Origin of the sequence: Aureimonas sp. AU12 (genome assembly GCF_001463705.1) — a bacterium.
Taxonomy (GTDB): Bacteria; Pseudomonadota; Alphaproteobacteria; order Rhizobiales; family Rhizobiaceae; genus Aureimonas.
In genome coordinates this window covers 20,612-31,517 of the sequence record NZ_BBWH01000035.1, presented here as the reverse complement: position 1 = coordinate 31,517, position 10,906 = coordinate 20,612, and the positions used below count along the sequence as shown (strand labels likewise).

The window sequence follows — 10,906 nt, the reverse complement described above, 5'->3', positions numbered from 1 at the left end:
AGGAAAATTGCGGACGAGTCGCATTTTCTTCATGCATCGCCTTGGTCGCGACGATCAGGGTCCGTCGAATCCCGGTTCTCACGCCCCCAGCCCGCCGCCGAGGAAGTCGATCACCAGCTTGGCGTTGAGGACGACGATGAGGGTCGCGATGGCGCCGGCCAGGGCGAGCAGCCAGACCGGTGCGCGCAGCGACCCCATCTTCGCCCGGCTGCCCGACATCATCACAAGCGGGATCACCGCGAAGGGCAGCTGCAACGACAGGACGACCTGGCTGAAGACGAGGAGGTCGTTGGCGCTGCTCTCGCCGTAGAGGATGATGATGCCGGCGGCCGGGACGATCGCCAGACCCCGCGTCACCAGCCGGCGCACCACCAGCGACAGGCGAAGGCGCAGGAAGCCCTCCATGACGATCTGCCCGGCGAGCGTCGCGGTGACGGTCGAGGACAGGCCGGAAGCCAGAAGCGCCACGGCGAACAGGATCGGGGCGAGAGTGCTGCCGAGAAGCGGCGCCAGCAGCGCATGCGCCTCTTCGAGATCGCCCACCGTGCCGTGGCCGCTGGCGTGGAAGGCGGCGGCCGCGAGGATCAGGATCGAGGCGTTGACGAGGAGCGCCAGCCCGAGTGCCAGCGTCGAATCCAGCGTCGCGAAGGTCGCGGCCTCGCGCTTCGACGCCTCGTCGCGGCCGAAGGCGCGGGTGTGGACGATGCCGGTGTGGAGGTAGAGATTGTGCGGCATGACCGTGGCGCCGAGAATGCCGAGCGCGAGATAAAGCTGGCGCTGGTCGGTGACGATCGAGGCCGACGGCAGGAACCCTTCCATCACCGCCCCGATCGCCGGCTGGGCGAGGATCATCTGCCCGACGAAACAGAGGGCGATCACCAGGATCATCGTGGCGACGAAGGCCTCGACGCGGCGAAAGCCGCGCGACTGCAGCCAGAGGATCACGAACACGTCGAGCGCGGTGACGAGGACGCCCCATTCGAGCGGCAGGCCGAACAGGAGCTTGAGGGCGATCGCCGTGCCGATGACTTCGGCGAGATCCGTGGCGATGATCGCCAGTTCCGCCAGTGCCCAGAGGACGAAGGAGACGGGCCGCGAATAGCTGTCGCGGCAGGCCTGCGCGAGGTCGCGGCCTGTGGCCACCGCCAGCCGGGCGCAAAGCGCCTGCAGCACGATCGCCATGACCGAGGAGAGAAGCACGGCGAAGAGCAGCGTGTAGCCGAACTCGGAACCGCCGGCGAGCGAGGTCGCCCAGTTGCCGGGGTCCATGTATCCGACGGCCACGAGATAGCCGGGACCGAGAAAGGCCAGAAAACGCCGGAAGAGCGTGCCCCCTTCGCTCACCGCCACGGAGCGGTGCGAGGCGCCGAGCGAGCCCTCGCCGCGGGCCGACTGGAACCCGTCGCCCGAAGGCGCTGTCCTGCCGGCGCCGCCGGTTTCGTCGATCAGGCGTGCCATGGTCATCCCCGCAGGCCCCAAGTCGGGTCCCTCGGTTCGGCAAGCTAGGGAGGCGGGCAAGGCGCGTCAAACCAATTGCGAATGATTTGCAGACCTATTCGAAGAGAGGCCGACCCGCACGGGAGCCGGATACCTCGATGCGGCCGCGAAGCCGGCTTGGAGGCGCCCCGCGCATGCCCACGCCTCGCCCAAGCGGCAGACCGTCGCCTCGCGCGACGAATCCGGCTACAGCAGGATCATGACGACCTCTTCCCCCTCCCCTCCCGACTACGAAGCGCTGCTGCGGACCGCCGGCGTTCGCATCACGCGTCCGCGCCGCACCATCCTGAAGATCCTCGGCGAAGCCGGCGATCATCCCGACGCGCTCGAGATCTTCCGCCGCGCCTCGGTGATCGATCCCTCGATCTCGCTCTCCACGGTCTACCGGACGATGCGACTTCTGGAGGAGAAGGGGGCGATCCATCGCCATGCCTTCGGCGGCGGCCCCTCGCGGTTCGAGCAGGCCGACCAGGGCCATCACGACCATCTCATCGACATCGACACCGGCGCCGTGGTGGAGTTCCGCTCCGACCGGATCGAGGCGCTGCAGGACGAGATCGCCCGGGAACTGGGCTACGACATCGTGTTCCACCGCCTCGAACTCTACGCCCGCAAGCGCCGGCAGGCCTGATCGCTTGAGGCCGGACCATCGGGCGACGCACTCGAAGGGAGACGACCCCGATGACGCCCGATCCTCAGATCCATCGCCGCACCGATCCGCCGGCGCCCGGAGCCGACGCGGCTGCGCCCTGGCCGCATCTCGACCCCTATGCGGTCTGGCAGCCGAGCGCCGAGGCGCTGCACTTGCGTCTGCAGGTCGTCGGCAAGTACCGGCTGGCGCACACGCCCTGGATCAACCACGCCTGGCACGCGACCTTCCTCACCACGGCGCGCGGCTGGACCACGACGCTCGTTCCGGACGGGCCGGGTCTCGATTTCGAGTTCGACCTCGTGGATGCATGCCTGCGGGGCCGGTCCGGCGACGGGCGCAGCGGCACGATCGCGCTCGAGCCCGGCTCGATCGCCGCGTTCCACGCCCGCTTTCGCGAGCTCGTCACCGCGCTCGGCGGCACGGCGCGCTTCCATGGCCGCCCGAACGAGATCGCCGATCCCGTGGCCTTCGTCGACGATACCGCGGAGCGTCCGTTCGATCTCGAGGCCATCCGTCGCTTCCATGCGGCCAGCCTGCGCGTCGACGCCGCATTCCAGCGGTTCCGCAGCGGGTTTCTCGGCAAGGCGAGCCCAGTGCACCTCTTCTGGGGCAGCTTCGATCTGGCGGTGACGCGCTTTTCGGGACGCGCCGCACCCCGCCATCCCGGCGGCATTCCCGCGCTGCCCGATGCGGTGGCCTCGGAAGCCTACGACCGCGAGGTCGCCTCCGCCGGCTTCTGGCCGGGCGGCGGCGCGGTGGCGGGCGCCGCCTTCTATGCCTATGCCTATCCGGCCCCCGCCGGCTACTCGGACGCCCGCGTGCAGCCGGAAGCCGCCGGCTACGACGTGGCGCTCGGTGAATTTCTCCTGCCCTACGAGGCGGTGCGCAGCGCGCCCGACCCCGACCGGGCGCTCGCCGACTTCCTTCAGTCCACCTATGCCGCCGCGGCCGATCTCGGCGGCTGGGACCGCGACGACCTCGAATGCGCGGTGGGGGGACCGGGCGTTCCCCGGCTCGCGCGACCGATCGAGGGCTGACGGTCGGTCGCGACGCGGGCCCGGGACGGGCGTCAACGAGAAAGGCCCGCGCCACGGGGACGTGGGCGGGCCATAAGATCGGCAGGCGCCCCTGAAGCGGGCGATGTCGGCTGGCTCAGACGAGCTTGGCGTCGAGCGTGACCTCGATGGCGCCGAGCGCCTTCGAGATCGGGCAGCCTTCCTTCGCCGTCTTGGCCAGTTCCTGGAACTTGGCGTCTTCGATGCCGGGCACCTTGGCTTCGAGCGTGATCGCGCTCGACTTCACCTCGAAGCCGCCGTCGACCTGCTCGACCGCGACCACGGCGCGCGCCTTCAGCTCGTCCGCCGGCGTGCCGTTCTCGGCAAGAAAATGCGAGAGCTGCATGGCGAAGCAGCCGGCATGGGCGGCGGCCAGAAGCTCTTCCGGGTTGGTGCCGGACTTGCCGCTCTCGTCCTCGAATCGGGCCTTGAACGAGTAGCCGTGATGATCGAGCGCGCCCGACTGGGTGGTGATCTCACCCTTGCCGTCCGACAGGGCGCCGTTCCAGATCGCGGTGGCATGACGTTTCATGGTGGAACTCCTTGAAATGGGCTCGATGGACCGAGCCAGATGCATCCGTCCCCCAATCGATCGCGTGCGACTTAGGTTCCCGACACGATGGCTTGGACGCTGCCGAAGCTAGTGCGCCATGCGATCGCCGCAACGCCCTGTTCATTTGTGCGGGCGCATCCTTCGAGACAGCAACGGCACGCGTCGTGCCCCCAGCCCAGCCCCCGAGACCCCGACCCGTGAGCACCGCCCTTCTCCTCACCGCCACGCCGGAGCTTCTGGAGCACAAGCGGCGCTGGCTGGCACGGCTCGAGATCGAGCGCGGGGTCTCGCCGGAAACCTCGGAGGCCTACGAGCGGGACCTGCGCCAGTTTCTCGCCTTCCTCGCCGGCTATCACGGCCGCCCCGCCGGGGTCGGTGACATCGCCGACCTCAAGCCGGTCGATTTTCGCGCCTTCCTCGCCGCACGGCGGCGCGACGGCGCGGGGGCCCGCACGCTGGGGCGGGCTCTCTCGGGCGTGCGCTCCTTCGTGCGCCACATGGAGCGCGAGGGGCTGGCCTCGGCAGCGGGCGTCGGCGCCATGCGCGCGCCCAAGCAGCCGCGCACCCTGCCCCGCCCCTTGAGCGTGATCGACGCGGTGGCCGTCACCGAGGATGCCGGGGCGATGGCCTCCGAGCCCTGGATCGCGGCGCGCAACGTCGCCGTGCTGACGCTGCTCTACGGCTGCGGCCTGCGCATCTCCGAGGCGCTGGGTTTGCCCGGCGACGCGCTGGGCGACCCCGCGGCCCGCTCGATGCGGATCCTCGGCAAGGGGCGCAAGGAACGGCTGGTGCCTCTCCTGCCGGCCGTGATCGAGGCCGTCGCCGCCTATCGGCGGCTCGCACCCTTTGCGCTCGGGGCCGACGCGCCGCTGTTTCGCGGCGCGCGCGGCGGGCCGCTGCGCCCGCAGATCGTTCAGCTGGAGATGCAGCGGCTGCGCGGCCTCCTCGGCCTGCCGGATTCGGCGACGCCTCACGCGCTGCGCCATTCCTTCGCGACGCACCTCCTCGCCAAGGGCGGCGATCTGCGCACGATCCAGGATCTTCTCGGCCATGCCTCGCTCTCGACGACGCAGGGCTACACCGCCGTCGACGGCGCCCGCCTGCTGGAGGTCTACGAGGGTGCCCATCCCCGCGCCCGCCGGCCGGGGCGTTCGAGCACCGCGCGGGCCGCGCGCGCCTGACCTTCGCGCTTTCGGACATGGGGCCGAAAGCGCGGCCGGAAGCGAGACATGCGGCTTTCAGGCTTTCGTCGCAATTCTCAAGGTAAGGTCGCCGCGAACCGCCGGCGATCCCGGCGCCCGATGCTTCATGGATCGCTGCCGATGACCGTCCGCCCGCTGCCGATCCGCCTCCTGGCCGCCCACGCGCTGAAGGCTCTGTGGGCAGCCGCCGCGCTCCTGCCGCTTCTCCTCTGCGCGGCCCTACTCGCCGCCTTGGCGCGCGCACCGGCCGCCCACGCGAGCGAGCCCGCTTCCTGCCGCGAGGGCACGAGTGCCGTCCCTGCGCTGATGCGGGATGGGCGGATCGCCGCGATCGAGCGCGAGGCCGCGGAAATCGCCAATGGCGAGGGCCGGCTCTACCGCGCCGAGCGCGACGGGCTGGCGCCCTCCTTCCTCTTCGGCACGATGCACCTGTCGGACCCGCGCATCCTCGCTTTGCCACCTGCGGCCGAGACGGCCTTCACCGGCGCGCGTTCGCTCGTCATCGAAACGCTCGACGTGCTCGACCCCCGCGCCATGGCCGGTGCGCTTCTCGCCCGTCCCGACCTCACCACCCTGCCGCCCGGCCAGACAATCGAGACCCTTCTGCCCCCGGCCGAGATGGCACGGATCGGCCCGCTGCTTGCCGCCCGCGCCTTGCCGGTCGGGGCGATCCGCACGCTGCAGCCCTGGTTCGTGACGATGTCGCTGATGGTGCCCGCCTGCGAGGCGGCGCGGACGGCGGACGGCGCCAAGGTGCTCGACATCGCGCTGGCCGAGCGCGCGGCCGCCGCCGGGCAGACGGTGCGCGGCCTCGAGACGGCGGTGGAACAGACGGAGGCGCTCGGCGCCATGCCGCTGGCGCTGCAGGCCGACAATCTCGTGGCGACCGCCGCGATCGTCGATCAGCTGCCCGATGTCTTCGAGACGATGATCGATCTCTATCTCAAGGGCCGCATCGCGCTCATCGAGCCCGCGACGGAGGCGATGATGCCGGCGGGCACCGAGATGGCCTCGTCGGTCGAGATCACCCAGCGCTTCGAGGAAACGGTGGTGCGAGCCCGCAACGGCGTGATGGCGACCCGCCTCGCGCCGCTTCTGGCACAGGGCGGCGTCTTCGTCGCCGTCGGGGCCCTGCATCTGCCCGGCGAGACCGGGCTCGTCGAGGCGTTGCGCGGCGCCGGCTGGCGCGTCACCCGCGCCGACTGACCAAGCCTACTGTCCGCAGACCAGCCGGATCTCCTGCGGGATCACTGTGCCGTCGAAATAGGGATTCTCGCGGTCGTCGCGGATGGCCGCGCGGCAGCGCTTCTGCGTGTCGCCGCGCAGCAGCGCCGGCTCGTCGCCGGTCAGCACGGCATAGACGGCAAATTCCGGGTCCTTCAGTTCCAGCGTCACCGGATAGAGCGCGGGGTCCAGCGGCTCGGGCAGGCGGATGCCGAAGGCGAAGGTGACGATCTCGCCCTCCTTCGTGGCGCGAAAGCCGAAGGGCTTCAGATCGGTCTGCTCGCGGCCGTTGATCGACAGGAACGTGTAGTAGTGGATCTCCGAGAGGTTGCCGAAGACCTCGCGCTCCATCGCGCCCGATTCCGCGGCGTCGAACAGGCCGTCGTGATCCTCGTCGTAATCGGCGATGAGCTGCGCTGAAAAGGCCTCGTCGAAGGTCCAGGTCTCGCCGATCCCCGTCACCTTGCCGTCCTCGAAATTGAAGAGGACGCGGCATTCCATCGTGATGTCGGGATGGGCCGCCGCCGTGCTCGCCGTGCCGAGCGCCAGCACGGCCGCGACGATGCGCACCCATACGCTGCGAGGCGCGCGGGGCTCAGGGCACCGGGGCATGGCCGAACTCCGGAAAAAGGGTCGCGTCCGGCGGTGGTGCGAGACGCGTAGGCGCGGACGGGATCGCGGCGCGCCCGCGCGTCGCCACGCTCGCGCCGCCATAGAGAAAGGCCACCGCCAGCACCCACGACCCGAGGATCCGCGCGGCCGTGAAGCGGACGGGATGGCGCACGCGTCGAAGGGCGTTGGCCAGTGCCAGCAGCAGCGCCAGTGCGCCGAGGCCCGCCAGCCAGGGCACGTGGGGATCGCGCAGGCTGGGATCGAGCAGCTTCACGACGACGAGCAGCATGGCCCCCGTGAGAGCCGCGACCGGCACGAGCAGCACGCGTCGCAGCGATGCCGGCATGAGCAGCAGCAGACCGACGCCGAGGCCGGCGATCGGTCCGGCGAGAAAGGCATGGCTGGCGGCATTGGGAAGCCGCGCGACCAGTTCGAGGAAGTCGTGGCGCCAGACGAGACCCGCGCCCGCGCCGACCGCCATAGCCAGAAGACCCGCGCCGGCCTCGATCGGCGCGGCTAGGCCGAGCGCGACGCCGAGCCCGGCCAGCGGCAGCAGCAACTCGCTCATGAGGCGCAGCGCGATCGCGCCGAAGGGCATCGTCGGCCCGCCGCCGGTCGCCTCCGCCACGCCCACCGCGCAGAAGGCGGCGATGACCAGCACCAGCGCGATCGGACGAGGATCGCTCCACCCGGCAAGGCGGAAGCGCCGCGCCGGGGTCGCCAGTCCGCTCATGCGACGAGATAGGCGACGCCGACCGCCGCGATCCCCGCGCCCAGCGCCTGCGCCAGCCGCCCCTTCATCGGCCGCGACAGCGCCAGACCGACGGCGATGCCGATGAGGTGGATGAGGCCGGTGGCGACCACGAAGCCGATCGCATAGTCGGCAGGGTCGGTGGCGAGCGGCAGTTCGACGCCGTGCGCGTAGCCGTGGAACACCGCGAAGACTGCGATCACCAGAAGCGCCAGCGCTTCGGGAATGCGCAGCCGGAAGGCAATGGCGAGGCCCAGCACGAGGATCGAGAGCGCGATGCCGGTCTCGACATGGGTGAGGACGAGGCCGCTCATGCCGGCCAGCCCGGCCGCCGCCATGATCAGCGGGAAGGTCACGGGCAGCGTCCAGACCGAACGCCCGCCCATCTGCGCGCCCCAGATGCCCACCGCGAACATGGCGAGGAAATGGTCGGCGCCGGTCAGAGGGTGCTCGAAGCCGCTGCCGAAGCCGCCGGCATCGGCGAGGATGTGCGCGCTCGCCGGGCTGCCGGCCAGCATCGCACCTGCGAGCGCCAGCAGGGCGGCGAGGAGCGGACGAGCCGCAGCGGATCGCAGCCGGACCGCGGCGCCGTCGGCCATGTGACGAAGGGCGAAAGTGTGTCGTCGGGCCATCGGCCTGCCTTTCGAGGATTTAACCGGGCGATGCCGGCCTCAAGCGGGGCTGCATCGACCCTGCCGCCGTCGTCCGGCTCTCGTCCAGAGGCGCGGCGGAAGAAAGGCAAGGAGAAAGCCATACCATCGAAGGTCGGTTCGACAACGAAGAAGGGGACGGACCATCCGGCCCGCCCCCCCTTGTCGACGATCGTCGCACCAGAGATCCAGCTCGCGATCAGGCGCTCATCTTCTCGAAGCCGCCGCCACCGCCGAGATCGAGATCGAACCCGTTGTCGCTGCCAGTCGCGGGGGCGGGCGTCGCAGCGGTCCGCATCGGCTTGGTCGCGGCGCGCTTTGCGGGGCTCGCCGGGCGGGCGGATGCGGCGAAGGTCTGCACCTGCGCCTGAAGCGCATGGATGGTGCCGGGCGCTTCCGCTTCGGACGCGATCCCATGGGCCTCCGCTTCGTCCACCTTGAAGAAGCCGGCACGATCGTTCAGGCGTCCGGCCTCGGCCGAAAGCTGCTCGGAGGTCGCCGACATTTCGTTCGCCGCGCCGGCATTGGCCTGCGTCACCTGATCCAGTTGCTGGATCGCCTGGTTGATCTGGTCGATGCCGACAGACTGCTCCCGGCACGCTGCCGAGATCTCGGTGACGAGTTCGGCCGTGCGCTGAATATCGGGAACCAGTTGCAGCAGCATGTGCCCGGCTTCCTCGGACGCCGCCAGCGTCTGTGCCGACACCTGCCCAATCTCGGCCGCAGCCTGCTGCGAGCGTTCGGCGAGCTTGCGCACCTCGGACGCCACCACCGCGAAGCCCTTGCCGTGCTGGCCGGCGCGGGCCGCCTCGATCGCAGCGTTCAGCGCCAGCAGATCGGTCTGCCGGGCGATCTCCTGCACGACCTGGATCTTCTGCGCGATTGTGCGCATCGCCTCGACCGAGAGCGCCACCGCCGCGCCGGTCTTCTCGGCGCTGATGCTGGCCTGCGCCGCGATCTTCTCGGTGGTCGAGGCGTTGTCGGCGTTCTGGCGCACGTTGGCCGTCATCTCCTCGACCGCGGCCGAGGCCTGCTCGGACGCTGCGGCCTGCTCGGTCGAGCCGGACGAGAGCTGGTCGGCGGTCGCGGCCGACTGCATCGAGCCGGACGCCACCTGGCTTGCCGAGTTGCGCACCGAGTAGACCGTGCCCGCCAGTTCCAGACGCATCTGGCAGAGATTGGTCAGGACATCGCCGATCTCGTCGTTGCGGCCGTGGATGATGCGATGCGACAGGTCGCCGGTCGCCATGCGATCGACATTCTGGCGGACGACGCGCAGACCCTTCGTGATCGTCATGATCACGCCCACGCCGGTTGCGATGCCGATGAGAAGCGCGCTCGCGACGATCCCGACCAGGATGGCGCGGGTGGCTTCGAAGCCCTCATTGGTGGCGGTGACCAGATAGTTCGCCTGGGCGATCTCGATCTCGGTCAGCTTGGCGAGGCTGGCGAGGGCCTCGACGAGCGCCGGGCGCACCTGATCCGCGGCAAGCCCCGCCTTGGCGTCGGTCTGCTCGGTTCCGAGATCGAAGACCTTGTCGATCACCGGATGGAGGGCCTGCCACGCCGTCGTGACGGATGCGACGTCCGCCACGATGGCAGGGCTCGAAGCCGACGCGGTCAGCGACTGGATCGCGGCTTCGATGCCGTCCTGCGATGCCTGGAACTGCTGCCGGATGGCGGTGATGCGGGCCGCGTCCGTTTCCGCGACGCCCGACATCAGCTGATACATCATCGTCGGAAGGCGCGTGCGGAGCTCCGCGATCGCATCGCGCGCCGGCCCCTGAATGCCGGCCGAGACGAAAGCGGTCCTCAGCGCCTCGAGCTTCTCGCTCAGTGCCCGGAACTTCGGCTGGGCCTCGGCGACATCGAGTTCGAGCGCGCGCGTCACGGTGTTGCGCTGCGACAGCTCGACGGCCTCGTTCGCGCCGGCCTCCCAGCGGGCCAGCCCGGCCGACACCGTGTCCGCCAGCGCCAAAGCGTCCTTCTCGTCCGACATCAGCCCGGCCCGGTAGGTCTTCAGCGCGTCGGTCACCCCCGCGATCGAAGTCTCCATCAGCGCATGACGTTCTGTCTTCGCCTGATCGTTGCGCGAATACAGGACAGCGTTCAGCGAACGAGCGGCCTCCTGGAAGTCGGCGGAGGCGTTGCCGAGACCCCGGACGTTGGCGAAGGGCTCGTCGACGAAGGTGCGCATCATGTCGTTGGCCGTTCCCAGACTCGCGACACCGAAATATCCCGCGCCTCCTAGGAGGGTCAGGACGACCGCGAAACCGGTGGCCAGCTTGGTCTTGATCGTCAGTCGCACCGACGCACTCCTTGTGATGGACGAGATTGGAGGAGCCCCTGACCGACCTCGACATGGGCGGAGACGAGGTCGTTTCGATCGGGTGAGCCGCAACCGGTCATCGGTCGGCGCATCGAACATCTGTAGAGTGCGACCTCGTTGTCGCAGCATGGCCCGGCATCCGTGAGGGCTTGGCCCGGCTCGGACGCGAAACGGATGAACGCCGAACGTTTCCGTCTCGATCAGGAGATTAACAGCCTCTGGTTTCCAGACGATGAATCAGCTCCAATGCATGCCAGCTCCGTAACGATCTTACATCTTCAAGACTTTTGCCCTGTTTGTGACATCTGGATGATCACGCGTGAGGTGGGCTTCGCAGCGCTGCTGGACGGACACGCGTCCGAACCTATTTTGAGAAACAGT

The 10,906-nt window shown here is 69.6% G+C and carries 10 protein-coding genes; 4 read left to right on the top strand and 6 right to left on the bottom strand.

Annotated features, from left to right (window positions below; translation table 11 throughout):
• Positions 1-78: 78 nt before the first annotated feature.
• Positions 79-1,458 carry an Nramp family divalent metal transporter gene (locus AUL33_RS14725; RefSeq protein WP_062209639.1) on the bottom strand — a complete coding sequence of 460 codons (1,380 nt, stop codon included), beginning with the start codon at positions 1,456-1,458 and terminating at the stop codon, positions 79-81.
• A 238-nt stretch (positions 1,459-1,696) separates the two neighbouring features.
• Here AUL33_RS14725 and AUL33_RS14720 point away from each other — a divergent pair, with 238 nt between their 5' ends.
• On the top strand, positions 1,697-2,128 hold the full coding sequence (locus AUL33_RS14720; protein WP_062209630.1) for a Fur family transcriptional regulator: 432 nt from the start codon (positions 1,697-1,699) through the stop codon (positions 2,126-2,128).
• Between the two features lie 50 nt (positions 2,129-2,178).
• Positions 2,179-3,186 carry a DUF5996 family protein gene (locus tag AUL33_RS14715; RefSeq protein WP_062209627.1) on the top strand — a complete coding sequence of 336 codons (1,008 nt, stop codon included), beginning with the start codon at positions 2,179-2,181 and terminating at the stop codon, positions 3,184-3,186.
• A gap of 115 nt (positions 3,187-3,301) precedes the next feature.
• Here AUL33_RS14715 and AUL33_RS14710 read toward each other — a convergent pair whose 3' ends face one another.
• The gene (locus AUL33_RS14710) at positions 3,302-3,736 is read right to left on the bottom strand and encodes an OsmC family protein (RefSeq protein ID WP_062209622.1); all 435 of its coding nucleotides are present in this window, start codon (positions 3,734-3,736) and stop codon (positions 3,302-3,304) included.
• A 218-nt stretch (positions 3,737-3,954) separates the two neighbouring features.
• Here AUL33_RS14710 and AUL33_RS14705 point away from each other — a divergent pair, with 218 nt between their 5' ends.
• Together AUL33_RS14705 and AUL33_RS14700 are read left to right on the top strand one after the other, a co-directional pair.
• The gene (locus AUL33_RS14705) at positions 3,955-4,938 is read left to right on the top strand and encodes a tyrosine recombinase XerC (protein ID WP_062209620.1); all 984 of its coding nucleotides are present in this window, start codon (positions 3,955-3,957) and stop codon (positions 4,936-4,938) included.
• Between the two features lie 141 nt (positions 4,939-5,079).
• Entirely contained in the window at positions 5,080-6,165 is a 1,086-nt protein-coding gene (locus AUL33_RS14700; protein ID WP_156419432.1) for a TraB/GumN family protein, read from the top strand.
• Between the two features lie 6 nt (positions 6,166-6,171).
• Here AUL33_RS14700 and AUL33_RS14695 read toward each other — a convergent pair whose 3' ends face one another.
• From AUL33_RS14695 to AUL33_RS14680, 4 genes are all read right to left on the bottom strand, one after another.
• Complete coding sequence (locus tag AUL33_RS14695; RefSeq protein WP_192843194.1) at positions 6,172-6,795, bottom strand: DUF1007 family protein; 624 nt, start codon at positions 6,793-6,795, stop codon at positions 6,172-6,174.
• A complete protein-coding gene (locus AUL33_RS22230; RefSeq protein WP_062209611.1) occupies positions 6,779-7,528 on the bottom strand; it encodes a hypothetical protein in 750 nt (249 codons plus the stop codon). Before AUL33_RS22230 ends, AUL33_RS14695 begins: the two co-directional genes overlap by 17 nt.
• Positions 7,525-8,178 carry a HupE/UreJ family protein gene (locus AUL33_RS14685; RefSeq protein ID WP_306302798.1) on the bottom strand — a complete coding sequence of 218 codons (654 nt, stop codon included), beginning with the start codon at positions 8,176-8,178 and terminating at the stop codon, positions 7,525-7,527. The genes AUL33_RS22230 and AUL33_RS14685 overlap by 4 nt, the downstream gene beginning before the upstream one ends.
• Positions 8,179-8,395: 217 nt before the next feature.
• Positions 8,396-10,504 (bottom strand): methyl-accepting chemotaxis protein, encoded by a 2,109-nt coding sequence (locus tag AUL33_RS14680; protein WP_062209606.1) that lies wholly within the window; start codon positions 10,502-10,504, stop codon positions 8,396-8,398.
• Positions 10,505-10,906 lie beyond the last annotated feature (402 nt).

Excerpts from the sequence above, each read along its gene's own strand:
- AUL33_RS14725 (WP_062209639.1), bottom strand. The coding sequence starts at position 1,458 with ATGGCACGCCTGATCGACGAAACCGGCGGCGCCGGCAGGACAGCGCCT.
- AUL33_RS14720 (WP_062209630.1), top strand. The coding sequence starts at position 1,697 with ATGACGACCTCTTCCCCCTCCCCTCCCGACTACGAAGCGCTGCTGCGG.
- AUL33_RS14715 (WP_062209627.1), top strand. The coding sequence starts at position 2,179 with ATGACGCCCGATCCTCAGATCCATCGCCGCACCGATCCGCCGGCGCCC.
- AUL33_RS14710 (WP_062209622.1), bottom strand. The coding sequence starts at position 3,736 with ATGAAACGTCATGCCACCGCGATCTGGAACGGCGCCCTGTCGGACGGC.
- AUL33_RS14700 (WP_156419432.1), top strand. The coding sequence starts at position 5,080 with ATGACCGTCCGCCCGCTGCCGATCCGCCTCCTGGCCGCCCACGCGCTG.
- AUL33_RS14695 (WP_192843194.1), bottom strand. The coding sequence starts at position 6,795 with ATGCCCCGGTGCCCTGAGCCCCGCGCGCCTCGCAGCGTATGGGTGCGC.
- AUL33_RS22230 (WP_062209611.1), bottom strand. The coding sequence starts at position 7,528 with ATGAGCGGACTGGCGACCCCGGCGCGGCGCTTCCGCCTTGCCGGGTGG.
- AUL33_RS14685 (WP_306302798.1), bottom strand. The coding sequence starts at position 8,178 with ATGGCCCGACGACACACTTTCGCCCTTCGTCACATGGCCGACGGCGCC.